The following is a 26,129-nucleotide window of genomic DNA, read 5'->3' as shown; positions in this document are numbered from 1 at the left end:
ATTTATTGATTGCTGATAGTTTTTTAACCGATAGCAAACGATTGCTATCGGTTGTGGTGATATTTTGGTTGTCTGGCGTTTGAAAAATAGATGGTAAGAGAGGGCGGTTTTTAGACGGAAATGTTAAAAAAAAGATCGATTCCTGATGCTTAATAAGGAATCGATCTCATATTTGTCAAATTAGTGATACGTTATTTTTGTGTTGCAGCTTTCATTGCAGAAACGAATTCACCTAGCTTATCGAGCATGATTTGTGGTTGCTCGACGTTCGCTTCGATAATTTTTACCACGGCAGAACCAGAAATCGCACCAGCGGCACCTGATTCTAGAGCTTGTTTTACTTGTGCAGGCTCTGAAATACCAAAACCAAGCAGCGCTGGTGGTGCATTGAATTGATTCAGTTTATCTAACATGTGGTCAACAGGCATGTTTGCCTTGGTCTCAGCGCCAGTAACACCTGCACGAGAAAGTAAATAAGTGTAGCCGCCACCGAGTTCGGATACGTGCTTCAGCGTTTCATCACTTGCCGTTGGTGGGGCAATGAAGATTGGGTGAATTCCAAACTTCTCTGCTGCTGCAACAAATTCTGAGCTCTCGTTGGTTGGTACATCTGCAATCAAAACAGAATCGATGCCCGCTTTTGCACAACGCTCGTAGAAGTTTTCGATACCACGTGAGTACACAAGGTTCGCGTACATCAGAAGACCAATAGGTAGCTCTGGGTACTTTGCTCGGATCTTACCAATCTGCTCGAAACAGATATCCGGTGTTGCGCCTGAATCTAGAGCACGAATGTTCGCACCTTGGATAGTCGGGCCATCCGCAAGAGGATCTGAGAATGGAATACCGAGTTCTAGAGCATCAGCGCCTGACTCAACTAATGATTCCATGATCTTGTAAGACTGCTCTGCGTTTGGATCGCAAACCGTTACGAACGGTACAAACGCGCCTTGGTTTTTCTCGTTTAGGCGCTCAAACATCTTTGCATAACGGCTCATTAGATCGCTCCTTTTTCTTCTAGGATGGCATGTACAGTGAAGATATCTTTATCACCACGACCTGATAGGTTCACAACTAACAATTGTTCTTTTTCTGGATTCTCACGAGCCATACGCAGTGCATGTGCCACAGCGTGAGAGGACTCTAGAGCTGGGATGATGCCTTCGTGACGCGCAATTTCTTGGAACGCTTCTAGTGCTTCATCATCCGTCACGTTGTCATATTCAGCACGGCCAATTGCGTTTAGATGTGCGTGCTGTGGACCAACTGAAGGGAAATCAAGACCAGCAGAAACAGAGTATGACTCTTCAACTTGACCGTTTGGATCTTGCATCAATGGCGCTTTCATACCAAAGAAGATACCCGTTTTACCGTGTTTAAGTGGTGCGCCGTGTTGGTCGGTATCGATACCTTTACCTGCTGGCTCAACACCAATTAGGCGAACGCTTTCTTCTTCGATGAAGTCAGCAAACATACCGATGGCGTTTGAACCACCGCCCACACACGCGATAACTGCGTCAGGAAGACGACCTTCACGTGCCAAAATCTGATTCTTCGTTTCTTCACCAATCATGCGTTGGAAGTCACGCACGATCGTTGGGAATGGGTGAGGACCCGCCGCTGTACCAAGTAGGTAGTGCGCATCTTCATAAGTTGCAGACCAGTCGCGTAGCGCTTCGTTACATGCGTCTTTAAGTGTTGCTGAACCAGAGTGAACAGGAATGACTTCTGCGCCCATTAGCTTCATACGGAATACGTTCGGGCTCTGACGCTCAACGTCTTTTGCACCCATGTAAACGCGACACTTAAGACCAAGCAGCGCACATGCTAGTGCGGTTGCTACACCGTGTTGGCCTGCACCCGTTTCAGCTATGATTTCGTTTTTACCCATGCGTTTCGCAAGCAGTGCTTGACCTAACACTTGGTTGGTCTTGTGCGCGCCGCCGTGAAGTAGGTCTTCACGTTTTAGGTACAGTTTGGTTTTCGTACCTTTAGTTAGGTTACGAGTTAGAGTCAAAGCCGTTGGACGGCCCGCATACTCTTGAAGAAGCGTCATGAATTCGCTGCGGAATTCTGGATCTTCTTGCGCGTCGATAAACGCTTGCTCTAGTTGCTCCAATGCTGGAACTAGAATTTGCGGAACGTACTGACCGCCGTATTCGCCAAAGTAGGCATTCAGTTTTGCCATCGTTATATTCCTTCTCGTATTTTTCGCTACGAATAGCTTTAAATTTTTTAGCTGAAATACAGCTTTAGTAGTTGCGAATGGCGGTGAATGCCGCGAGCAACTTCTGTGAATCTTTTTTGCCTGGTGCGCTTTCTACACCAGAGTTTAAATCTAATCCCAAGCAACCCAGTGTCGCTGCTTGTTGAGCATTTTCTGGCGACAGTCCGCCCGCTAGCATAATTTGACTTGGGTCGCCGATCAGTGACCAGTCGAACACTTGACCAGTTCCGCCGGTTTGAGTGCCAACTTGCGCATCTAATAAATGGCGGTCAATGTTTTCTGCAAGTAGTTTTGGCTTGGCATTAGTCACGCCGTAAGCTTTCCAAATTTCTACCGCTGCTGGCAGTTCGGCTTTAAGTTGGTTTACGTAAGCTTGGTGTTCTTGACCGTGCAGTTGCACCGCTTTTAAACCCAAAGAGGTCACGACAGAAGCAACAAAATCGATATCGTGGTTTTGGAACACGCCTACATAGTTCAGTGGGGCAGCGCTCATGGTTAAGCGAGCGCCTTCAAGATCAACGGCGCGCTTCGACTTCTCAACGAAAATCAGGCCACCAAATAACGCACCAGCTTGATATGCTTTCGCTGCATCATCTGGATGAGTGAGACCACAGACTTTGTTTTCGCCCAGCGTCACTTTGCGTACTGCCAGTTCAAGGTTGTCTTCTGCCATCAGCGAGCTACCAATTAAGAATCCGTCTGCGTATTCCGCTAAATCACGGACTTGTTGATGCGTATAAATGCCAGATTCTGAGATTACTGTTGCGTTAGGGGCCAGTTCACGAATTGTCGGTGCCAGTTCTTTAGTACGATTCAAATCAGTACTTAGGTCGCGAAGGTTACGGTTATTGATGCCGATAACGCGAGCGCCTAGGTCAACGGCACGGTGAAGCTCTTCTTCGTTGCTGACTTCGGTCAGGATACCCATGTTCAGGCTGTGTGCTGCTTCTTCTAGGGCTTTGTATTCTTCGTCATTGAGGACAGACAACATTAGCAAGACAGCATCAGCACTGTAATGACGCGCTAGGTAAACTTGGTAGGTATCTACCATGAAGTCTTTGCACAGAACCGGTTGTTTGACTTGACCACGTACTTGAGGAAGAAAGTCAAAGTTACCTTGGAAGTACTTCTCGTCTGTTAAGACTGAAATTGCATCTGCATGGTTGTTGTAAACCGATGCAATGTAATCCAAGTCGAAGTGATCGCGAATCAAACCTTTAGAAGGAGATGCCTTCTTACATTCGGTAATGAATGCCGTCTTTTCGCCACTCAGAGCATCGTAGAAGCTGCGGTCCGATGGCAGCAAATCAGACTGAAATGTGCTTAGTGGTTGAGACACCTTACGGTCTGCTACCCACTGATATTTGTCTCGGACAATTTTCGCCAGTACTTCTGCCATTTCTGCTTCTTTCTTAGAAACGTGTTCAGACAGGTTGTCTGCTTGCTGAGTGTTGAAGTCAGTCATCTTCTTCAATTCCTTAAGCGTGTGCGGCAAGTTGTTGTACCAATTGGTACGCCTTGCCTGAATTCATTGCCTCAATCGCTTGTTGCGTGTTGGCTTTTAAATCTTCGTGGCCGAATAGGCGCATTAGCAGAGCAACGTTCACCGCCACTGCGCCCAATTGTGCGTCTGTACCTTTACCCGTCAGAATATTGCTAATGATCGCTTTGTTTTCTTCAGGATCGCCACCTTTGATCGCTTCTAGTGGGTGTGCTTCTAGACCGAAGTCTGCTGGTGTTAGCGTGTACTCAGTGATTTTACCGTCTTTGATTTCGGCAACCGTTGTTTCACCGTGAATCGCCACTTCATCCAAACCACTACCGTGTACTACTGCTGCGCGCTTCATACCCATTTGTAGCATGGTTTCTGCAATAGGACGAACCAGTTCTTCACTGTAAACACCCATCAATTCGATGTTAGGACGAGCAGGGTTAATCAGTGGACCAAGAATGTTAAAGATGGTGCGTGTTTTCATGGTTTGACGCACTGGCATCGCATGGCGCACACCACCGTGGTATTGAGGAGCAAATAGGAAAGCAACACCGATATCGTCTACCGCTGTGCGCGTATCTTCTGCGCTCATAGATAGGTTGATACCAAATGAATCAAGAAGGTCAGAAGAACCAGATTTGCTCGAAACGCTGCGGTTACCGTGTTTCGCGACTTTTAGACCACAAGCTGCTGCAACAAACGCCGCAGTGGTTGAAATATTGATGGTGTTGTGACCGTCACCGCCCGTACCTACGATATCTGCGAAATCGTAATCTGGGCGAGGGAATGGGTTTGCGTTTGCCAGCAGTGCTTTCGCCGCGCCCGAAATTTCATCTGGCGTTTCACCTTTGATTTTTAGTGCAGTCAGTGCTGATGCCATCAAAATTGGGTCTAGTTCACCACGGATAATGATGTCGAATAGCTGTTGGCTCTCTTCCTGAGTAAGCGATTCTTGCTCGTACAGTTTGGTGATAATAGGGTTGATGATTGCTTCCATATTTCCTCTCCTAAATTTCTTATGTGCCAGTGCTTTTTAAGCAGTGAGTGGGTTCGCTGAAGTTTGTTCTTCAAGTGCCCATTCAATGGCATTGGCCAACAGTGTTGCTCCGTAGGTCGTCATAATAGATTCCGGGTGGAACTGGAACCCGCAAACTTTATCTTCTTCATGTACAACAGACATTACCAAGTCATCCACTTCTGCTGTGATGGTTAGGCTCTCAGGAACCTTGGTCGCAACCAGCGAGTGGTAACGTGCAATTGCAAGTGGTGATGGTAGGTTTTGGTAAATCGCATGGTCTTGGTGTTCCATCATAGAGACCTTTCCGTGAATGATTTCGCCCGCGCCAGCAACGGTGCCGCCGTACGCTTCAACAATCGCTTGGTGACCAAGACAAATCCCGATCATCGGTACTTTGCCTTTCATGCGTTGGATAAGCTCTGGCATTGAGCCTGCCTCTGACGGTGCACCAGGGCCTGGTGATAGCAGAACCACTGGGTTTTCAAGCTCGTTTACCGCTTGTCCGATGGTTTCTGCTGGAATGTTGTTTCGGTAAATCTTGACTGAGTGACCTAGCGAGCGGAACTGATCCACAAGGTTGTAGGTGAACGAGTCAAAGTTATCGATAAAAATGATATTAGCCATCTCTGAACCCTATTCCTTATTGTGACTTATGCGCTGCTTGGATAGCAGAGATTACCGCTTGTGCTTTGCCGCGCGTTTCGTCTGCTTCCGCTTGTGGATCAGAGTCGAACACCACGCCTGCACCGGCTTGAACTTGAGCAATGCCGTTTTCTACGTAGGCTGAGCGGATCACGATACATGTGTCGAGTGTGCCTTCACCAGTTAGGTAACCAACCGCACCGCCGTAGCTACCGCGACGTGCGCCTTCCACATCGCGAATCAACTGCATCGCACGAATCTTTGGTGCACCAGTGAGCGTGCCCATGTTCATACAAGCTTGGTATGCGTGCAGCGCGTCTAGGTCTTCACGCAGTTGGCCAACCACGCGTGATACCAAGTGCATCACGTGGCTGTAACGGTCGACTTTTAGTAGGTCTGCTACGTGGCGAGTACCAGCTTGAGCAATACGAGCAACGTCGTTACGTGCTAAGTCAACCAGCATCATGTGTTCTGCGTTTTCTTTCATGTCTGTGCGCAGTTCAAGTTCGATGCGGCTATCTAGGTCGAAATCAATCTCGCCGTTAGGGCGCTTACCGCGGCGACGAGTGCCTGCGATTGGGTAGATTTCAATTTGGTTAGTGTCGGTTTCGTACTTAAGCGCACTTTCTGGTGATGCGCCAAACAGAGTGAACAGCTCATCTTGCATGTAGAACATGTAAGGGCTTGGGTTACTTTGTTTAAGTTCTTTGTAGGCTGCCAATGGGGAAGGGCAAGGTAGAGTGAATCTACGAGACGGTACGACTTGGAACACATCGCCTTTCACTACGAACTCTTTTAAGTCACGAACGATTTGGCAGAAGTCTGCATCAGACACGCTAGGTTCAACCGTGACGTCGGCGATTTGCTCTGCACTTGGCAGCAGTTTTGGCGCTGCGCATTGAGCGCTGATTTCTGCGATGCGAGTTTCTAGCGTTGTTTTCTCTGATTCGTCGACAAACAAAGTCGCTTGCAGCTGGCAAGATTCGGTTTGATGATCGACAACAAGCAATGTTTCCGCGACGTAGAAAACGTAATCTGGACACTGATTTGTTGCTTCTGCATTACCAAGCGGCTCGAAGTTTGCTACTAAGTCGTAGGCAAACAGACCACCAAGGAAAATCGCGTGCTTATCTTGCTCTGAAATATCGAAGCTGTGTTGCACCAAACGCAGCGCATCAAATGAAGAGGCTTCACGTAGGCGAGAATCTTCATCTAGCGTGTCGCAAGGCTGGGTGAATTCCAAAGTCAGCGTTTCGCCAACGAACTCACTCTTAACCTCACCACGAATGTTCTGGTTTAAATGAGAAAGCAGGTTCTTACCATTGTTAGTCAATGCCTGCATGCTAACTGTGTGACCGAAACAAACGATGCGCACCGCAGAATCGACAATTAGCAGGGATTTTAAATCTTGCTTTGAGTCGATCTCAGCAGATTCCAGCAATAGGCTGTCAGTTTTGTTCTCACATAATGTGTGGAACAAGCGAGTCGGGTCTTGAGTATAAGGGACGGAAGCCGTTAGCACTTCAAGCTGTCCAAGTTTCTTAATTTCAATGGCCTTGTTCACAAGACCTCCTTATAGCTGTTTACATCTTCCTGCCGTACATAGTCGCATAAAGCAAACGTTCACCCAATCAAGTTTTGGTCAGATCCGATGAATGTTTAAGCAGTTGAATGTGAGATGGACGACAAAACAAAAAGCCCGCTGAGGTAGCGGGCTTTGTGACATTTAATTCTCTAAACTAGAAGTACACGTTTGCCCACCAAGAACTTGTCCAAGTGCGCCACCAAGCAAGGTCTGCAGAATTCATCTTATTCAGACGAACCGCAACTTTCGCTTTCTGGTTTTGGTTAAATTCTTGTAACATGGTGAGCCTTAATTAGGTACTTTGTATTTGTGTACTAGTTAACTAGTGCAGAGGTAAAAAGTCAACCCCAAAACAGCATTAAAACGACAAAAAGATGAGAATTGATTTACACAGCCACACCACCGCTTCAGATGGTCGCTTTGCACCACATGATTTAGTGGATAGGGCACTGAGTTTTGATATCGAGGTTTTGGCGATCACAGATCATGATACGGTTGACGGCTTAGCTCCGGCCAAGCAATACGTTGAAGAGAACAATCTCCCGATCAAAATCATCAACGGTATCGAGATTTCGACCGTTTGGCAGAACAAAGACATCCATATTGTAGGTTTGAACATTGACCCTAACAGCCCTGCGCTGGCGGAGTTAATTCAACAGCAAAAATCGCATCGTGTTGAGCGCGCAGCATTGATCGCCGAGCGCTTGCAGAAAGCCACCCGTGAAGGTGTACTAGAAGAAGTTCAGCAAATTGCAGGAGATGCCCCAATTACTCGCGCGCATTTCGCAAAGTGGTTGGTGGACAATGGTTACGCTAAAAACATGCAGATGGTGTTTAAGAAATTCCTGACGCGCTCTAACCCTGGTTATGTACCGCCGAATTGGTGCTCCATGAAAGAGGCGGTAGACGCTATTCATGCTGCTGGTGGCCAAGCAGTGCTGGCGCATCCGGGGCGTTATCAGCTCACTGCCAAGTGGGTAAAACGCCTGCTAGCGGCATTTGTTGAAGCGGGTGGGGATGCCATGGAAGTTGCGCAACCTCAACAAGCGCAACAAGAAAGACGCAACTTGGCGGATTATGCTATACAATACAAACTATTAGCTTCTCAAGGCAGCGACTTTCACTATCCATCACCGTGGATGGAATTGGGAAGAAACCTCTGGTTACCCGCGGGCGTAGAACCAGTTTGGAAAGATTGGGGTATTGATCCTTCGTTGAATAATGCTCAACAAGACCAAGTCGAGAACCCATAAAAATATAGAGCCGAGAGGTTCGATAATGAGGAATTACAATGAGCCAGTTTTTTTACGTTCATCCAGAAAACCCACAGGCTCGCTTGATCAATCAAGCAGTAGCAATCATTCGTAACGGCGGTGTGGTGGTGTACCCAACCGATTCAGGTTACGCACTAGGCTGTCAATTGGAGAACAAACAGGCGTTGGAACGAATCTGTCAGATCCGTCGTCTGGATGATAAACACAACTTTACTTTGTTGTGCCGTGATTTGTCGGAGCTTTCTTTGTACGCACGAGTGGATAACTCTGCATTCCGACTACTGAAAAACAATACTCCGGGTCCTTACACCTTCATCTTCAAAGGTACGAAAGAAGTGCCGCGTCGTTTGATGAACGCAAAACGTAAGACCATCGGTATCCGTGTTCCTGATAACCGCATTGCGCTGGACCTACTAGAGGCGCTTGGCGAGCCAATGATGTCTACGTCGCTTATTCTACCGGGCAGTGATGTGACGGAATCAGACCCAGAGGATATCCGTGACAAACTAGAGCATGCCGTAGACGTGATTCTTAACGGCGGTTACCTAGGCGAGCAGCCAACCACGGTTATTGACTTCAGTGAAGGTGAATCCGTTGTTGCGCGTATTGGCTCTGGTGATCCAGCGCCATTTGAGTAACTCGATTTACTCTTGATGAAATAAGAAAGGGAGGCTAATACGCCTCCCTTTGTCTTTTGAATCAATGTGTAGGTTTTTATATTCGCGTGTTATGCGAAGTCAAAGATGTCGATATTGTAGTGCTCAATGTAGTTCATGTAGCCAGCATCGATCCCTTTCAGGGTCACTTCTACATTAAACTCATCGCTCGAGAATACCGCCCATCCAAAGTCATTGTAAGACAGTGTTAGGTCATCTGCTGAGTCTAAGAAGGTATCGCGAATGCCGTCATCGTTCGTATCAAGGCCCATATCAAACACCAACTTATCGTGACAAATGTTGAAGTCGAGTATCTCTGCTTTCACTTCGATGTCGTTTGATGATACCGGTTGGTCCGGAACGCCAATAGCAAGACGGTTTGTCATAACGAACGTGTCAGAGCCGCAACCGCCTGCGATAACAGAGTTACCATCGCCAACCACAACAGTATCGTTACCCCAACCTGCGTTAATGAAGTTATTGCCAGAGTAATCGAAAATTATGTCGTCGCCACAACCACCAAATAGAGAGTCATTACCTAAACCACCCGACAAATAGTCATTGCCAGAACCACCGGCAAGCAGGTCGTTACCTCTACCACCGAGTAGAGTGTCGTCACCCCAGCCACCGAAGACGTAATCGTCACCACCAAAGCCAACAAACTTATCGTCGCCGCCAAAGCCGATAAATACATCGCTTGTATCGGAGCCTTTTGTACCTGTCATGTTGTCATCTTCGGAGGTGCCAAATATCCAATTTAGGTCAAGATTTGTATGAGACATTTATTATTCCTTTTTCATCTGTTTAAGGGAGCTAGCAAGCTGTAGGGTTATCTTTCTTATAACCCTGACAATTTTATCAGGTAGGCCAGCGTTTTAGAGGCTCGCTCCGACCCATAATAGTGCGGTTCTATTTGGGGAGTGTCTGGTACTAAGTGGGAGAGGGTGATGAGTTAAGTGTGAGTTTTTGGGCGTTATTTTGCTGCGACAATATGGACGATTTCGCTTACATTAAAGTAGAGAATCCCGTATAATGACCGACCGAAAAATCCCAACAGGTTGGGTAACTTGCACAATGAAGACCAATCTTGGTCTCGACGTCTGTGAAGACGACACATAGGTAGATAAATGAGCGAAAAGTTACAAAAAGTATTAGCACGTGCTGGACACGGTTCTCGTCGTGAGATCGAATCGTTAATTAAATCTGGTCGCGTTAGCGTGAACGGAATCGTAGCTAAACTTGGTGAAAGACTGGAAGATGAGAACAGCGTAGTTCGTATCGATGGTCACGTTGTGTCTGCTAAGGCGCAAGAAGAAGTGATCTGTCGTGTTTTGGCTTACTACAAGCCAGAAGGTGAACTATGTACTCGTCACGACCCTGAAGGTCGTCGCACTGTTTTCGATCGCCTGCCAAAGATCCGTGGTTCTCGTTGGATTTCAGTTGGTCGTCTTGATGCAAACACATCAGGTCTACTGCTGTTTACAACAGATGGTGAACTGGCGAACCGCCTAATGCACCCAAGCCGTCAGGTTGAACGTGAATATCTTGTTCGTGTTTTCGGCGAAGTCACTGAACAAAAAGTGAAAAACTTGGTTCGTGGTGTTGAGCTTGAAGATGGCATGGCACGTTTCGAAGATGTGGTATATGCGGGTGGTGAAGGTATGAACCACACGTTTTATGTTGCTATTAACGAAGGTCGTAACCGTGAAGTTCGTCGTCTGTGGGAATCTCAAGACACGACGGTTAGCCGCCTAAAACGTGTTCGTTACGGTGACATCTATCTAGATAAGAAACTGCCTCGTGGTGGTTGGATGGAACTTGATCTGAAAGAAGTAAACTACCTACGTGAATTGGTAGAACTTCGTCCAGAAAAAGAAACCATGCTGGATCTGAACAAAGACAACACGTCACGTAAGCGTGAACGTGCTCGTAGCCAAAAAATCCGTCGCGCAGTTAAGCGTCACGAAGAGCGCGTAAATACACCGAAAGGTCGCAGCAACAATCCTTCTCGTCGTAAGCCGAAGAAGACTGCGGGTGACCAAGGTGCACGTAACAAGCATCGTTAATCGATAGCAAAAAATCAGAAAGGCTTGCCCACTCGGCAAGCCTTTTTCTTATCCAGCATTTTATTCTCTGGCGCTATCGTGTTCCTCTCTTTTTATTACACGTAACTTATCGACATAAAAAAACACCAGCGCGAGGCTGGTGTTTTTGATCATGATAGGGAAAGCGTTAGTCGCGTTTCCAAAGCATATGACAGAACTTATGTTCTGGGTCTCGACTGATTAGCATACGAGCAAAAACGTCATCAAGTACGTCATTTTCCTCGTTTACTAAGCCGATTCGAACTTCTGCATACACTTCTTTGTCGATATCGAAGCCAACGTGTTCAACCCAGTCATCACCAGTTTCAACAAGTTCTGCGGCACCACGATCTTCAAATTGCGCAGTAAACAGAATGACATCAGCTGGCTCTAGGTTGTCTGGAGCCATCTCAAGGAAGATGTCGTACGCAGCGTCGATAACGTCGTCGTAAGAAATCAAATCAGACATACTTATGCTCGGCTCATGTATTTACGTTCAGTCGTGTTGATGATTACACGGTCACCAGTTGCGATGTACTCAGGAACTTGGATTACAAGACCTGAAGCAAAGCGTGCTGGTTTAGTACGTGCAGATGCAGAAGCACCTTTGATTGAAGGATCAGTTTCTTCAATCACTAGCTCAACAGAAGAAGGAAGCTCGATACCAACAGCAGAACCGTTGATTAGGATAAGGTGAATACCTTGAGTGTCTTCGTTGATGAACAAAAGCTCATCTTCAACTTCGTTGTGCTTGAATGTGTATTGTGAGTAGTCTTCGTTATCCATGAAGATATGCTCATCGCCGTCAGCGTATGAGTACACAACTGCACGTTTGTTCATTTCTACTGTTTCAACAACGTCATCAGACTTGTAACGCTCGTCTACACGTGCGCCAGTGTTTAGATCTGTACAACGCATTTTGTAGATTTTAGCGCCGCCACGACCACCAGGAGTCGTTACTTCGATGTCTTTAACTAGAAGAGTTTTACCATTAGACTCGATTGCGAAGCCTTTTTTGATTTCACTTGCCTTTGGCATTGTATTTTCCTATTTACACTTATTAAGCAAAACTTGGTGATTATAGCGCTAAGTTGCTTGTCTGGCACCAAAATTCCACACAGTAATTTGCACCTCAATAAGGGGTTATTTGGCTTGATTCAAATGCAAGGCTAGTGGATCATATAGCCCATCGTCCGTTAAAAGCCTGAGATCGCGTTTTCTTCAATGTCTCTTTCTGTTATCGATCCAAAACATCCTTTCCAACCAGAATTTGAACCTCTGCTCAGAGAAGTATTGGCGTGCCTCAAAGGTGGGCTTGGTTCTAACTTACATAGTGTTTATGTTTATGGGAGTGTGGCACGTAAGTCAGCTGTAGCTGGTAAATCGAACCTTGATTTGGTGGTGGTAACAAAATCAGGCTTTGAACATAATCGTGCGACGTTATTAAACACCATTAAATGGCGAGCACAGCAAGGGCACCCGCAGGTAAAAGGGGTGGCGATTCGTACTGCCTTGGTTAGCGAAGTCGCAAATCTAGACAGCATTTTTACTTGGGGCTTTATGCTCAAACACTGCTGCGTGTGCGTCTACGGAGATGACCTGGCGGATTGCTTTGGTGACTACGTGCCAAGCTGGGAAATTGCCAAACACTGGAACATGGATGTGGAAGACTGGCTATCGGTGTATCGCACTAAGATAGTACAAGCACAAAGCATTGAAGAGCTGGTCAGTGCCCAAGTGACTATCGCTAAGAAACTGCTCCGAGCGTCGTACTCACTTGTCATGTATCGAGACAAACGTTGGTTTGATGACCCGCTTGAATGTGGGGAGCAATTCTTACGATACCACCCAGAAAAGCAGCTTGAGATAGAACGCCTTGGTATTTTGCTTTCTGGACGCGCAATTCCAAAACGTTCTGTGGTTGGGTTACTCGACGGTTTTGGTGATTGGTTGGTGACTCAGTATCAAAAGACCGAATTTCGCATTGGCTAATGTCAGCTAGCGTTAACTCCCTTCAACCTGGAATTTGATTTAGAACAGCCCCATCTGCGGCGCAGATAACTGCTCGAAGTCTGTGCCAATAAACGGCAAAATCGCATCGGCCACTGGCTTCAACTGTTTATCAATATAGTGCTGGTAGTTGATAGGACTATTGCGGTATTCGTGTGGCTCTGGCCCGTTTACGGTAATCAAGTACTCGATTCGACCACGGTTTTGGTACTGCAATGGTCTGCCTAATTTAGCGTTGATGTCATCGGCTAGGCGCGCAGCACGTACTTGTGGTGGAATATTCTTTTGGTATTCGTGTAGCTTGCGGCGTAATCGCTTTTGATATACCAGCTGATCATCAAACTCACCATTATTGGTTTTTTCGACCATCTCTCGCACGTAATCACTTGGATCTTCGCCGTGGAAGATCATTTGGTACAAAGTATTTTGGAATCGCTGTGCCAGTGGTGTCCAGTCGGTGCGCGCACTTTCTAATCCTTTGAAGATAATGCGTTCTTGTTCGCCTTCACCAATCAAACCTGCGTAGCGTTTTTTTGAGCCCGTTTCCGCACCACGGATGGTTGGCATCAGGAACTTGCGATAATGGGTTTCGTATTCGAGTTCAAGAATCGAGTTGAGGTTGTACTCACTGCGCAGATGGTCATTCCACCATTGGTTGATGTAGTCGACCAGTTCATTACCAATCTTATCGGCGTCTACTTGGCTGTACGCGCCATTTAAAGACACAAAGGTTGAATCGGTATCGCCATAGATCACTTGGTAACCTTTGTCCTCAATCAGAACTTTGGTTTGCTTCATGATTTCGTGGCCACGCATAGTGATACTGGAAGCAAGGCGGGTATCAAAGAAACGACAGCCAGAAGAACCAAGCACACCATAAAAAGAGTTCATGATGATTTTTATTGCTTGCGAGAACGCTTTTTCGTTGTTCTTCTTTGCGACATCGCGCGCTGCCCAGAGCTTTTCGATCATCTCTGGCAGGAAGTGTTTGCTGCGATGGAACTGACCACCACGAAACCCCGGTACGGCTTCATTGTCTGCCTTGCCGATTTCAAGCTGTAAGCCTTCGACTAAACCCATAGGATCGATCAAGAATGAGCGAATAATAGAAGGGTAAAGGCTCTTAAAATCGAGTACCAATACCGAGTCGTAAAGGTTTGGGATCGAGTCCATCACATAGCCGCCTGGACTGGCGATCCAGTTTTCGGGATGCAGGTTTGGCGCCACATAGCCTGCTCGGTGGATTTGCGGCAGATACAAATTAGTAAAAGCTGCTACTGAGCCCCCGACGCGATCCAGTTCCACACCCGTTAGGCGAGAGCGTTCGATTGCGAAGTCGAGCAGGTGAGTGTGGTCAAAAATCTTGTTGACCAACACACAGTCTTGCAAGTTGTATTTAGCGAGAGACGGCTTGTCTGAACGGTACATGCGATTGATTTCGTCCATTCGATCATGAACGTTATGAATCTCTTTACCTTCGCCTAGGAGTTCTTGTGAAACAGACTCAAGTGACCAAGAGCGGAAATGGTATGTCGCGGTTTTGAGCGTATCGATACCATCCAGCACCACACGACCAGGGATTGAGATAAAACCTTGTTGGCTTTGCGCGGAGCTGCGGAAGAAACTTGGCTGGTCTGCACGACCTAATATCAGCTTCATGTTGTGCCACTCTGCGCGCTTGTGTAGCAGGCGGAAATCGAAGTCGATCACGTTCCAGCCAACAATGACGTCTGGGTCGAACTGCTTGAACCAAGCGATCAAAGCATCGAGTAGTGCCTTTTCATCTTTCACCCATTGAATTGCTGTCTCTGCTGGTTCCGGCTCTCCAATCATGATCACTCGTGAATCGACAGGGCTGTCTAAACCAATCGAATAGAGAATACCTTTTTCTGAACATTCTAAATCTAAGGACACCACGTGTAGCTTCGGCTGGTATTCGCCTGTTCGACACTTTGCGTTTTGGACGCGTTGGAACCCATTTCGAGATTGTAGATTCCCGGTAAACTCCATGCTGCCTTTAATAAAACGTTCCATCAAATAGCGGTCGGCAAGACGCACGTCGCCTTCGAAATGAACGATGTCATGTTGCTTGAGCTCATCTTGTAGAGCGAACGCGTCTTTTGTCGTTTGCGTGTAACATGCAGCTAAAGGTGTTAGTTGAAAGTTCTTTAGCTCAAGCGCGCGAATGTCGACGGCAATGAGTTTAGAGTTGGCAAGTTGCTTGGTTTGTTCGATGTGCGCTTGTTCAATGAAGAAAACGGGCCTTTCTCCTTGAATCAACAATTGGGTGGGACCATTCTCGGTCGAAAGCCAAAGCTCAATCTGAGTTTGACCTTTGATGTCTCGGGCTTGGCGAGTGAGAAGGAAGCCTTGTTGGATATTCAATAGAGAAACCTTGTAAATCAATGAAGCACGTATTCTATCATTAAGAACTGTAAAAATAACCAGTAAAAGAGCGCTGCTGAATTTCACCGTTCAAGTGCGTGTCTTGAGGGTGTACAAAAGCGGAGATATCTCGCTTATGGAATAACCATTTATGGGTGATATTGCGTTTTGCTGAGCAAAGTGAAATCTAGTTGCTTGATTTATTGAAGTTTATGTTGTTAATTAGCTTGTCTTAAAAATCGGCTTTGCACGCTACACACTCAAATAATAGAGTGGTTTATGAATAAGTTCTTGCCAAACTTTGCGTTTAAGCACATATTCATAGAAAGCAATTTTTTGCCTAATGCGGTAGTATATAGGCACTCATACTGATATCCACATTGACATAAAGTTATGTGGGTGCAGAGCCAATAAAAGTGTGGAGATACAAGTTTGATAAATGTTTTCCTTGTAGATGATCACGAGCTGGTTCGCACAGGGATACGACGTATTATTGAAGACGTCCGTGGAATGAACGTAGCAGGAGAAGCTGACAGCGGTGAAGAAGCAGTAAAATGGTGTCGCAGTAATCATGCAGACGTCGTTTTAATGGATATGAACATGCCAGGAATTGGCGGCTTGGAAGCCACGAAAAAGATTCTTCGCGTGAATCCTGATGTAAAAATCATCGTATTAACCGTTCATACGGAAAATCCGTTCCCAACTAAAGTGATGCAGGCGGGTGCTTCTGGTTACCTAACCAAAGGTGCAGGTCCTGATGAAATGGTTAACGCAATTCGTGTGGTTAACAGTGGGCAGCGTTACATCTCGCCAGAGATTGCGCAGCAGATGGCATTGAGTCAATTCTCACCTGCCTCAGAAAACCCATTTAAAGACCTTTCTGAACGCGAACTGCAGATCATGATGATGATCACTAAAGGGCAGAAAGTAACGGATATTTCTGAACAACTGAATTTAAGTCCAAAAACAGTCAACAGCTACCGCTACCGTCTGTTTAGCAAATTGGACATCAATGGTGACGTTGAGTTAACACACTTAGCGATCCGCCACGGAATGCTGGACACCGAGACCCTTTAGTGTGAATCAACCCTTCGATTCGGCTTCCTTTCTCAAGACAGTAACTCATCAGCCCGGCGTTTACAGAATGTACAACGCCGAGGCTGTTGTCATTTATGTAGGCAAAGCCAAAGATCTCAAAAAGCGCCTCTCAAGCTACTTTCGCAAGAAAGTCGACAGTGAGAAGACCCGCGCTCTCGTAAGTAATATCGCTAAAATTGATGTCACGGTAACTCATACCGAGACGGAAGCTCTCATCCTCGAGCACAACTACATCAAGCAATATTTGCCCAAATACAACGTACTTCTGCGTGATGACAAATCGTACCCTTACATTTTCATTAGCGGCCATAAACATCCGCGATTGTCTATGCATCGTGGTGCGAAAAAGCGCAAAGGTGAGTACTTTGGACCATACCCGGATTCTGGTGCGGTACGAGAAACTTTGCACCTTTTGCAGAAAACACTCCCTGTTCGTCAGTGTGAAGATACGGTTTATTCCAACCGTACTCGCCCTTGTTTGATGTACCAAATTGGTCGTTGTGCGGGTCCGTGCGTCAGCACGATTATTTCTGATGAAGAGTACGCCGAGCTGGTGGGTTTTGTGCGTTTGTTTTTGCAGGGCAAAGATAAGCAAGTACTTGAACAGCTAATTGAGAAGATGGAAGCGGCAAGCCAGCAACTTCGTTTTGAAGATGCCGCTAAGTTCCGTGACCAGATCCAAGCGATTCGACGCGTACAAGAACAACAGTACGTTTCAGAAGACAGTATGGACGATATGGACGTACTTGGTTTTGCCCAAGAGAACGGTATCGCATGTATCCATATCTTGATGATTCGTCAGGGCAAGGTGTTAGGCAGTCGCAGCCATTTTCCCAAGATCCCACAGAACACCAGTCAACAAGAAGTATTTGATAGCTTCCTTACTCAGTACTACCTGAGTCATAACGAGGCACGCACCATTCCGTCTCGTATTATCCTGAATCAAGAGCTGGGTGGTGACATCGAGCCGATTCAACAAGCCTTGAGTGAAGTGGCGGGGCGTAAGGTTCAGTTTCATACCTCACCGACAGGGTCGCGCGGTCGTTACCTTAAGTTATCCAATACCAATGCGTTGACGGCGATTACCACTAAGATCAATCACAAGATGACGATCAATCAGCGTTTCAAGGCACTGAGAGAAGTCTTGGGTATGGATAGTATCACTCGTATGGAGTGTTTCGATATTTCGCACACGATGGGCGAGAGTACCATTGCCTCGTGTGTGGTGTTCAACAGTGAAGGCCCAGTTAAGCAAGAGTATCGTCGTTACAACATCACAGGTATTACTGGCGGCGATGATTACGCTGCAATGGGACAAGCATTAGAGCGCCGTTATTCGAAGCAGCTAGATGTAGAGAAGATTCCTGACATTATCTTTATCGATGGTGGTAAAGGACAACTCAATCGAGCGCATGAGATTATTTCCCAATATTGGGGGGATTGGCCGAAGCGTCCAATCATGATTGGTATTGCCAAAGGCGTTACTCGGAAACCGGGACTTGAAACCTTAATTACCGTAGATGGTGAGGAATTTAACTTGCCAAGTGATGCGCCGGCATTGCACTTGATTCAGCACATCCGAGATGAGAGTCATAACCATGCAATTGCAGGGCACAGAGCGAAACGTGGCAAAACCCGTCGTACCAGTGCTTTAGAGGGGATTGAAGGCGTAGGACCGAAACGTCGTCAAGCCTTACTCAAATACATGGGTGGCTTGCAGGAATTGAAGCGTGCAAGTGTCGAAGAAATCGCCAAAGTACCGGGAATTAGTCACTCTTTAGCAGAAATTATTTTCCAAGCATTGAAACAATAAGGAAAATCCCGCAACATTAAGCCGCAATGTGTAAGAGAATAATAAAATGCGTTTGAATATCCCGAACATTCTATCTCTACTAAGACTGTTCTTAATCCCAGTTTTTGTGGTTGTTTTCTATCTACCTTACTCTTGGGCGCCTTTTGCAGCAGCAATGGTTTTCTGGGTTGCAGGTTTTACCGATTGGCTTGACGGCATGCTGGCTCGTAAGCTAGGCCAAACGTCTCGCTTTGGTGCTTTCATTGACCCTGTGGCAGATAAAGTACTGGTTGCAACGGCCCTGATTTTGATTACAGAGCATTATCACAGTATTTGGGTGACCATCCCCGCCGTGACTATGATAGCGCGCGAAATCATCATCTCTGCATTGCGTGAATGGATGGCAGAAATCGGTAAGCGAGCCAGTGTGGCAGTTTCTTGGGTTGGCAAAGTAAAAACGGTCTCCCAAATGTTTGCACTCTGGGTTTTGATCTGGCGTTACGATGATTGGATGGTATGGCTTGGTTTTGGTGCTTTGTATGTTGCGACTTTCCTGACCTACTGGTCAATGGTTCAGTATCTAGCGGCGGCGAAAGACGATTTGCTTAATGAAGAGCATCACTAAAACAATCCAACGCAAATAGCATTTTAAGAAGCAGGCACGTAGCCTGCTTTTTTTTATATCTAATTCTCAAAGGGCGATAGGAGTGTGATCTAAGTCTTAATTTTAACTGCTCCATACTTTATTCAAGTCTGTTCCGCTGATTATCAGCACTTGAAATCAAGAATAACGCCTTGGAATGGGTAAGGGGGTTAGCCCAATATTCATGATAAACAAGTGTATTTCGGATATTCTCAGTATTAAAACTAATCAATTTACCGTCTTTCGCACAAATTCTGGTCAAACGATTTAAAAAAATAAAAATAGTGTTGACTCGATCGCTCGAATCCGTAGAATGCATCCCGTACCCAAGAGAGCACGGCTCGAAAGGGTGGTGAGAAAAGTTAAACTTTCTCCACAGATGAGGCGCCTTGGCAGAGTGGCTATGCAGCGGATTGCAAATCCGTGGACCTCGGTTCGACTCCGGGAGGCGCCTCCATTATTCTTTTGAGAGTGAATGACTTTCAAGAATAAATGCGACACTAGCTCAGTTGGTAGAGCGCAACCTTGCCAAGGTTGAGGTCACGAGTTCGAACCTCGTGTGTCGCTCCAAATTAAAGTGATATGGCGATTAGCGATATCAGATGGTGTTTTACTTTTCTGTAAAGGCATCACAAAGAATATTTGTGTGCCCTGGTGGTGGAATTGGTAGACACAAGGGATTTAAAATCCCTCGACGTTCGCGTTGTGCCGGTTCAAGTCCGGCCCGGGGCACCATCTCAAAATCTGCGACACTAGCTCAGTTGGTAGAGCGCAACCTTGCCAAGGTTGAGGTCACGAGTTCGAACCTCGTGTGTCGCTCCAGATTCGAAAGCCCAGCATTTATGCTGGGCTTTTTCGTTTCTGCTGTTTGAGTCTTCCTTTAGCTCTACACAGCAACTTCATACATCCAATTGTATAGAATCCCTCTCTAATTTTGCTTTAACACTCTGATGGCGTAGTAAGAAAATGCCTTCTCAGAGCCACACAAGCGGGCTGTCCTTATATTTTCTGTTTTCAACCGTTGATGGATTTAAGACGATTTTCTGCGATACATATCAATATTAATGAAAATGAACCGAGTAAACGTTTGCCGCCGATTGTGATCTAAATCAATATGCAACCTGTGAAAACATATTGCCAGAAGATTTTATTTTATGATAAATTCGCGCGCAATCTCGGAGCGTATTATTACGACTTTGATTCTCTGGGGGATACGCGTAATGACCATTCAAGCTGATTGTGACATTACGTAGGGTAGGTATCGGCAAAGCCATTTGTCGATAGACGGGATACTAGTGCTGTAAGAAGCAGCATGTTAATGGGAAACCCAACATTGAAACCTTTAAACAAACACACACTAATCAGCTTCATACTGCCGAAATGTCCCGTTTTACAAAACGGATGCATTACGGAACCTTGATTACTCTCCAAGCACAATAAAAGTCGCGTTCGTCGTGACGGGTTATCTGTATTTGTCGTTTAAGTAACGATGAATGTGGAGGTATATCTGTATTTCCTGTTATTTAATATTAACAAGAATAAATACAGGAAAGAGAATCATTATAATTCAAGGGATTATGTAGTATGAGCACTGCCTTTGAAGTCGATAACACTATCGCAAATTACTTTTCCTCTCAGGTTCCTGTTGTTGAAGGAACGTATGACCTAACTCCTGATCAAGTGCTTCTTGAACAGGCTGAACATGAATCTGAGGTTCGTTCTTACCCACGTCGTTTACCTATCGCGATTAAGCAAGCTTATGGCTGTTTGGTCGAAGATACGCGAGGCCAGATCTTCTTAGACTGTCTTGCTGGCGCGGGCACTTTGGCTCTAGGTTACAACCATCCAGAAATTAACCAAGCGCTAAAAGAACAATTGGACTCTGGTCTGCCGTACCAAACTCTGGATATCGCGACATCTGCGAAAACGCATTTTATTAAGTCTGTTAAAGGCTTTCTTCCTCAAGAGCTGAGTGACAACTGCGTGATTCAGTTCTGTGGCCCTTCTGGTGCAGACGCGGTTGAGGCAGCAATCAAGCTGGCCAAACAAACCACGGGTCGTAACACCATGTTTGCTTTCCGCGGTGCCTATCACGGCATGACGAATGGCACTATGGGTATGATGGGGAACTTGGGCACCAAAGCTCGTCGTACTGGTTTGATGTCAGACGTGCACTTCATGCCTTTCCCTTACAGCTTGCGTTGTCCGTTTGGTCTAGGTGGTGACGAAGGGGCGAAAGCGAGCATTCGTTACATCGAACGTCTACTGAACGACGACGAAGCCGGTATCATGAAGCCTGCTGCAATCATTGTAGAGCCAGTGCAAGGTGAAGGCGGTGTTATTCCTGCTCCTGCATTTTGGCTACGTGAATTGCGCCGTATCTGTGACGATCACGGTATCCTACTGATTTTTGATGAAATTCAATGTGGTGTCGGTAAGTCGGGCTACAACTTCGCATTCGAAGAAGCGGGCATTGTTCCTGATATTTTGTGTTTGTCTAAAGCGATCGGTGGTGGCTTGCCAATGTCACTATTGGTGATCAACAAGCAACACGATACATGGAAGCCAGGTGAGCACACTGGTACGTTCCGTGGCAACCAGTTAGCAATGGTGTCAGGTGCGAAAGCACTAGAAATCATCCAACGCGACAATCTTGTTGAGCATGCAAATGTTGCAGGCCAGTACCTACGCTTTGGTCTTGAGAGCATTCAAAAACGCGTTAACTGTATCGCGGATGTTCGCGGTAAAGGTTTAATGCTGGGTGTAGAAATTAAGAATCCAAACGGCGAACTCAATAAGTTCGGTGAGCCGTTGTCGGATGGCCAGCTTACTCTTGATATTCAACGCGCGGCTCTTGAACGTGGCTTGATGGTAGAAAAGGGTGGCCGTGATGGCTCTGTGATTCGTTTTCTTCCACCACTTATCATTTCTTTCGAGCAAATTGACTTTGCACTTCGAGTTCTGGAAGACGCAATTATCGCTGCAGGCGGTAACCATGTTGAAGCAGACCTACAAGAAGAGTGGAAAAAGCACTTTATTCATACTGGTGAACTTGGCAGCGCTGAATTTGCGTCGGTAATGAACCATACGACTGCGGCGATGAAGTCGGTATTCGAACAGGTCAATGCGCCATACTCTGGTATGAACCCTAAGTTGCTGGAAACGGCAATCAACGCGATCGACTTGGACAACAAAAACGCACCGCTCAAATCTGTAATTGATGAGGCGGCTGAGCTTGTCGCGAAGAATGCAATCTTCACTCAACACCCTGATTGTATTGCTCACCTGCACACGCCTCCTTTGATGTCTGCGGTAGCGGCAGAAGCCATGATTGCAGCGTTGAACCAATCAATGGATTCATGGGATCAAGCGTCTTCTGCGACTTACGTTGAGCAGAAGGTAATTAACTGGCTGTGTGACAAGTACGAACTTGGTGAGAAGGCGGACGGCATCTTCACTAGCGGTGGTACGCAGAGCAACCAGATGGGCCTAATGCTGGCGCGTGACTGGGTTGCAGACAAGCTAAGTAACCACTCAATTCAGAAGCTGGGTCTTCCAGAATACGCGGACAAACTTCGTATCGTATGTTCGAAGAAATCGCACTTCACGGTTCAAAAGTCAGCATCTTGGATGGGACTGGGTGAGAAAGCCGTGATGACTGTCGATGCGAACGCTGACGGAACGATGGATGTTACTCAGTTAGATCAAGTTCTAACGCAGGCAAAAGCAGAAGGTTTGATTCCATTCGCTATTGTTGGCACAGCGGGTACGACTGATCACGGTGCAATTGACGATCTAGATTTCATTGCTGATATGGCAGCGAAACATGAAATGTGGATGCACGTTGATGGCGCTTATGGTGGCGCACTGATTCTTAGCAGCCACAAATCACGCCTGAAAGGTGTAGAGCGTGCGCACTCGATCAGTGTCGACTTCCACAAACTGTTCTACCAAACAATCAGCTGTGGCGCGTTGTTGGTGAACGATAAGTCGAACTTTAAGTTCTTACTTCATCATGCTGACTACCTGAACCGCGAACACGATGAGCTACCAAACTTGGTCGACAAATCTATCGCAACGACGAAGCGTTTTGATGCATTAAAAGTCTTTATGACGATGCAAAACGTGGGTCCTAAAGCGCTAGGCGATATGTACGATCACCTGTTAGCACAAACGCAGCAAGTTGCTGACATGGTTCGCGCCCATGAGGAGTTCGAGCTTCTGGCTGAGCCTGCACTTTCAACGGTTCTATTCCGCGCAACCAATGTACGCACAAACAATGCATCTACAGATTTAGATGAACTGAACAAAGCACTGCGTCTTGAAGCGTTGACTCGTGGTATCGCGGTACTTGGTGAAACCATCGTTGATGGTAAAACCGCTCTTAAATTTACGATTTTGAATCCATGTCTGACGACAGCGGACTTTGAATCTTTGCTCTTGAAAATCAACACGCTAGCCGTTGAGCTAGTTTAATAAAGGTAACGGAAAACTATGGCAGTTCTACAGATTGGTGCAGGCGGCGTTGGCTGGGTTGTTGCACATAAAGCAGCACAAAACAACGACGTTCTGGGTGATATCACAATCGCATCACGTACTATTGGTAAGTGTGAGAAGATCATCGAGTCTATTCAGAAGAAAAATAACCTGAAAGATTCAGCTAAGAAACTAGAAGCGCGCTCAGTAAATGCTGACGACGTAGATTCTCTGGTTGCTCTTATTGAAGAAGTTAAACCGGATCTAGTAATCAACGCGGGTCCTCCGTGGGTTAACATGCCAATCATGGAAGCGTGTTACCGAGCAAAAGTTTCATACCTAGATACATCAGTGGCCGTTGACCTATGTTCAGAAGGTCAGCAAGTGCCTGAAGCTTACGACTGGCAATGGGGTTACCGTGAGAAGTTCGAAGAAGCGGGCATCACGGGTATTCTTGGCGCTGGTTTCGATCCTGGCGTGGTATCAGTATTCGCGGCTTACGCAGTGAAGCACCTGTTTGATGAAATCGATACGATCGACGTAATGGACGTGAACGCAGGCGACCACGGTAAGAAGTTTGCAACCAACTTTGACCCAGAAACGAACATGCTTGAAATCCAAGGCGACTCGTTCTACTGGGAAAACGGCGAGTGGAAGCAAGTACCTTGCCACTCTCGTATGCTAGAGTTTGATTTTCCGAACTGTGGTTCACACAAAGTTTACTCAATGGCGCATGATGAAGTTCGCTCAATGAAAGAATTCATCCCTGCAAAACGCATTGAGTTCTGGATGGGTTTCGGTGACCGTTACCTAAACTACTTCAACGTAATGCGTGATATTGGCCTACTAAGTCCAGAACCACTAACGCTACACGACGGTACAGTCGTTCAACCTCTACACGTACTAAAAGCGATGTTGCCTGATCCAACGTCTCTAGCACCAGGCTACACTGGCCTAACGTGTATCGGTACTTGGGTTCAAGGTAAGAAAGACGGTAAAGAGCGTAGCGTGTTTATCTACAATAACGCAGACCATGAAGTCGCGTACGAAGATGTTGAACACCAAGCGATCTCTTACACGACAGGTGTTCCTGCAATTACAGCAGCACTGCAATTCTTCCGTGGCAAGTGGGCTGATAAAGGCGTGTTCAACATGGAACAGCTAGACCCAGATCCGTTCCTAGAAACAATGCCAACGATCGGTCTAGATTGGCATGTTCAGGAGTTGGAAGCAGGCCAAGGCTTACCGCTGATTCACGAACTGAACAAATAAGTTTTATCATTAAACTTGTTTAGATAATTTGAGCAGTCATGGCGTAAAGCCGTGGCTGCTTTTGTCGTATTTGAGGTTAACCCCTCCCAGCCTCCCTTTAAAAAGGGGAGGAGCAAAGACAGGCCGAGCTTAGTTTCAAATCTTCCATTATTAAAAGGGGGGAAGTTGAGGCAAACCGAGTACAGTTTCCACTTTCCTTTTTAAGGGGAGGAGCAGAAACAGACTGATCGTGGCTTCAATCTTTCCACTTTTTGGCAAGAGTAGAGGTGGCTTGGTTTAATCCTCCTTTTTAAGGGGGAGAGTTAGAGGGGGTTAATCGTTGATAAATGGTGAGTTATGAGCAAAGAACAACTTAAAACCCCGTACTTCATGATCAATGAAGACAAGTTGGTTGAGAACCTAGAAAAAGCAAAGCAGCTAAAAGACATTTCTGGTGTGAAGCTGGTGTTGGCACTGAAGTGCTTCTCAACATGGGGCGTATTCGACATCATCAAGCCTTACTTAGATGGCACGACTAGCTCTGGCCCGTTTGAAGTGAAGCTTGGCTACGAAACTTTCGGTGGTGAGACTCACGCATACAGCGTTGGCTACAGCGAAGACGATGTGCGTGAAGTAGCGGATATCTGTGACAAGATGATTTTCAACTCGCAGTCACAGCTAGCTGCTTACCGTCATATCGTTGAGGACAAAGCGTCTATTGGTCTTCGTCTTAACCCTGGCGTAAGCTACGCAGGTCAAGACTTAGCGAATCCTGCTCGTCAGTTCTCTCGTCTTGGCGTACAAGCTGACCACATCAAGCCAGAAATTTTCGATGGCATTGATGGTGTGATGTTCCACATGAACTGTGAGAACAAAGACGTAGACGCATTTATTGGTTTGCTGGATTCGATCTCCGAACAGTTTGGCGAATACCTAAATAAACTCGATTGGGTCAGCATGGGCGGTGGTGTATTCTTCACATGGCCAGGCTATGACATCGAGAAATTAGGCCTTGCGCTTAAAGCCTTCTCTGAAAAACACGGCGTACAAATGTACTTAGAGCCGGGAGAGGCAATCATCACAAAAACGACCGACCTTGTCGTGACCGTGGTAGATATTGTTGAGAACGTGAAGAAGACGGCGATTGTTGACTCAGCAACAGAAGCGCACCGCTTGGATACCCTTATCTACAATGAGCCTGCGTCTATTCTAGAAGCATCAGAAAATGGCGAGCACGAGTACGTGATTGGTTCTTGCTCTTGCCTAGCGGGTGATCAGTTCTGTGTGGCGAACTTCGAACAGCCATTAGAGATTGGCCAGCGTCTACACATTCTGGACAGTGCGGGTTACACCATGGTGAAGCTAAACTGGTTTAACGGTCTGCGCATGCCATCGGTATACTGTGAGCGTTCAAGTGGCGAGATTCAAAAACTGAACGAGTTTGATTACTCAGATTTCAAACGCTCTTTATCTCAATGGTCAGTGAAGTAGTTATC

21 protein-coding genes, 4 tRNA genes and 1 other annotated feature are annotated in these 26,129 nt (G+C 46.4%); of the genes, 14 read left to right on the top strand and 11 right to left on the bottom strand.

What is annotated here, in order from left to right:
- Positions 1-191: 191 nt before the first annotated feature.
- From trpA to KIO97_RS02420, 7 genes are all read right to left on the bottom strand, one after another.
- Positions 192-998, bottom strand: coding sequence for a tryptophan synthase subunit alpha (gene trpA / locus KIO97_RS02450; RefSeq protein WP_285380833.1), 807 nt, complete (start codon positions 996-998; stop codon positions 192-194).
- Entirely contained in the window at positions 998-2,188 is a 1,191-nt protein-coding gene (gene trpB / locus KIO97_RS02445; RefSeq protein ID WP_005376781.1) for a tryptophan synthase subunit beta, read from the bottom strand. The genes trpA and trpB overlap by 1 nt, the downstream gene beginning before the upstream one ends.
- A 64-nt stretch (positions 2,189-2,252) precedes the next feature.
- A complete protein-coding gene (gene trpCF, locus KIO97_RS02440) occupies positions 2,253-3,692 on the bottom strand; it encodes a bifunctional indole-3-glycerol-phosphate synthase TrpC/phosphoribosylanthranilate isomerase TrpF (protein ID WP_285380831.1) in 1,440 nt (479 codons plus the stop codon).
- A gap of 13 nt (positions 3,693-3,705) precedes the next feature.
- The gene (gene trpD, locus KIO97_RS02435) at positions 3,706-4,716 is read right to left on the bottom strand and encodes an anthranilate phosphoribosyltransferase (RefSeq protein WP_285380829.1); all 1,011 of its coding nucleotides are present in this window, start codon (positions 4,714-4,716) and stop codon (positions 3,706-3,708) included.
- 36 nt (positions 4,717-4,752) lie between these two features.
- Positions 4,753-5,361 (bottom strand): aminodeoxychorismate/anthranilate synthase component II, encoded by a 609-nt coding sequence (locus KIO97_RS02430; RefSeq protein WP_285380827.1) that lies wholly within the window; start codon positions 5,359-5,361, stop codon positions 4,753-4,755.
- Positions 5,362-5,377: 16 nt separating this feature from the next.
- Positions 5,378-6,943, bottom strand: coding sequence for an anthranilate synthase component 1 (locus tag KIO97_RS02425; protein ID WP_285380825.1), 1,566 nt, complete (start codon positions 6,941-6,943; stop codon positions 5,378-5,380).
- A 125-nt stretch (positions 6,944-7,068) separates the two neighbouring features.
- Positions 7,069-7,172: a sequence feature (Trp leader region), on the bottom strand.
- Positions 7,119-7,244, bottom strand: a complete 126-nt coding sequence (locus tag KIO97_RS02420; protein ID WP_005431202.1) for a tryptophan operon leader peptide — start codon at positions 7,242-7,244, stop codon at positions 7,119-7,121. It overlaps the preceding feature by 54 nt.
- A gap of 94 nt (positions 7,245-7,338) precedes the next feature.
- On the opposite strand from KIO97_RS02420, the gene KIO97_RS02415 reads away from it, so the two are divergent.
- The gene (locus KIO97_RS02415; protein ID WP_010649472.1) at positions 7,339-8,217 is read left to right on the top strand and encodes a PHP domain-containing protein; all 879 of its coding nucleotides are present in this window, start codon (positions 7,339-7,341) and stop codon (positions 8,215-8,217) included.
- A gap of 38 nt (positions 8,218-8,255) precedes the next feature.
- Complete coding sequence (locus KIO97_RS02410) at positions 8,256-8,876, top strand: L-threonylcarbamoyladenylate synthase (RefSeq protein WP_005431206.1); 621 nt, start codon at positions 8,256-8,258, stop codon at positions 8,874-8,876.
- Positions 8,877-8,965: 89 nt separating this feature from the next.
- On the opposite strand, the gene KIO97_RS02405 is transcribed toward KIO97_RS02410, so the two are convergent.
- Entirely contained in the window at positions 8,966-9,676 is a 711-nt protein-coding gene (locus KIO97_RS02405; protein WP_012128338.1) for a calcium-binding protein, read from the bottom strand.
- A gap of 345 nt (positions 9,677-10,021) precedes the next feature.
- Between KIO97_RS02405 and rluB the strand changes: the two genes are divergently transcribed.
- Complete coding sequence (gene rluB, locus KIO97_RS02400) at positions 10,022-10,960, top strand: 23S rRNA pseudouridine(2605) synthase RluB (RefSeq protein WP_005431207.1); 939 nt, start codon at positions 10,022-10,024, stop codon at positions 10,958-10,960.
- Between the two features lie 166 nt (positions 10,961-11,126).
- On the opposite strand, the gene KIO97_RS02395 is transcribed toward rluB, so the two are convergent.
- Positions 11,127-11,447, bottom strand: coding sequence for an HI1450 family dsDNA-mimic protein (locus KIO97_RS02395; RefSeq protein ID WP_005431208.1), 321 nt, complete (start codon positions 11,445-11,447; stop codon positions 11,127-11,129).
- A gap of 2 nt (positions 11,448-11,449) precedes the next feature.
- Positions 11,450-12,016, bottom strand: coding sequence for an elongation factor P-like protein YeiP (gene yeiP / locus KIO97_RS02390; protein WP_005431209.1), 567 nt, complete (start codon positions 12,014-12,016; stop codon positions 11,450-11,452).
- Between the two features lie 186 nt (positions 12,017-12,202).
- Here yeiP and KIO97_RS02385 point away from each other — a divergent pair, with 186 nt between their 5' ends.
- On the top strand, positions 12,203-12,970 hold the full coding sequence (locus tag KIO97_RS02385; RefSeq protein ID WP_285380823.1) for a nucleotidyltransferase domain-containing protein: 768 nt from the start codon (positions 12,203-12,205) through the stop codon (positions 12,968-12,970).
- 39 nt (positions 12,971-13,009) lie between these two features.
- Here the strand turns inward: KIO97_RS02385 and KIO97_RS02380 are convergent, their stop codons facing one another.
- Positions 13,010-15,373 carry a DNA polymerase II gene (locus KIO97_RS02380; RefSeq protein WP_285380821.1) on the bottom strand — a complete coding sequence of 788 codons (2,364 nt, stop codon included), beginning with the start codon at positions 15,371-15,373 and terminating at the stop codon, positions 13,010-13,012.
- Positions 15,374-15,805: 432 nt separating this feature from the next.
- On the opposite strand from KIO97_RS02380, the gene uvrY reads away from it, so the two are divergent.
- The 10 genes from uvrY (at position 15,806) to nspC (ending at position 26,124) form a co-directional block, all read left to right on the top strand.
- The gene (uvrY, locus tag KIO97_RS02375) at positions 15,806-16,450 is read left to right on the top strand and encodes a UvrY/SirA/GacA family response regulator transcription factor (RefSeq protein ID WP_005434947.1); all 645 of its coding nucleotides are present in this window, start codon (positions 15,806-15,808) and stop codon (positions 16,448-16,450) included.
- 1 nt (position 16,451) lies between these two features.
- The gene (gene uvrC / locus KIO97_RS02370) at positions 16,452-18,284 is read left to right on the top strand and encodes an excinuclease ABC subunit UvrC (protein WP_285380819.1); all 1,833 of its coding nucleotides are present in this window, start codon (positions 16,452-16,454) and stop codon (positions 18,282-18,284) included.
- A gap of 46 nt (positions 18,285-18,330) precedes the next feature.
- Complete coding sequence (pgsA, locus tag KIO97_RS02365) at positions 18,331-18,888, top strand: CDP-diacylglycerol--glycerol-3-phosphate 3-phosphatidyltransferase (RefSeq protein WP_005530466.1); 558 nt, start codon at positions 18,331-18,333, stop codon at positions 18,886-18,888.
- Between the two features lie 401 nt (positions 18,889-19,289).
- A tRNA-Cys gene (locus KIO97_RS02360) sits at positions 19,290-19,363 on the top strand.
- Positions 19,364-19,400: 37 nt separating this feature from the next.
- Positions 19,401-19,476: transfer RNA gene (locus KIO97_RS02355), tRNA-Gly, on the top strand.
- Positions 19,477-19,554: 78 nt separating this feature from the next.
- Positions 19,555-19,641: transfer RNA gene (locus KIO97_RS02350), tRNA-Leu, on the top strand.
- Between the two features lie 11 nt (positions 19,642-19,652).
- A tRNA-Gly gene (locus KIO97_RS02345) sits at positions 19,653-19,728 on the top strand.
- Between the two features lie 762 nt (positions 19,729-20,490).
- Positions 20,491-23,382: a pyridoxal phosphate-dependent class III aminotransferase gene (locus tag KIO97_RS02340; RefSeq protein WP_285380818.1), complete on the top strand. Its 2,892-nt coding sequence runs from the start codon at positions 20,491-20,493 to the stop codon at positions 23,380-23,382.
- A gap of 18 nt (positions 23,383-23,400) precedes the next feature.
- Positions 23,401-24,654: a carboxynorspermidine synthase gene (locus tag KIO97_RS02335; RefSeq protein WP_050906311.1), complete on the top strand. Its 1,254-nt coding sequence runs from the start codon at positions 23,401-23,403 to the stop codon at positions 24,652-24,654.
- A 336-nt stretch (positions 24,655-24,990) separates the two neighbouring features.
- Positions 24,991-26,124: a carboxynorspermidine decarboxylase gene (gene nspC / locus KIO97_RS02330; RefSeq protein WP_285380815.1), complete on the top strand. Its 1,134-nt coding sequence runs from the start codon at positions 24,991-24,993 to the stop codon at positions 26,122-26,124.
- Positions 26,125-26,129: the final 5 nt, after the last annotated feature.

The sequence above is a fragment of the Vibrio sp. B181a genome (assembly GCF_030248375.1).
GTDB classification, from domain to species: Bacteria; Pseudomonadota; Gammaproteobacteria; order Enterobacterales; family Vibrionaceae; genus Vibrio; species Vibrio campbellii.
Note: the sequence above shows the minus strand (reverse complement) of the source record. Positions and strands in the feature narration are given on the sequence as shown.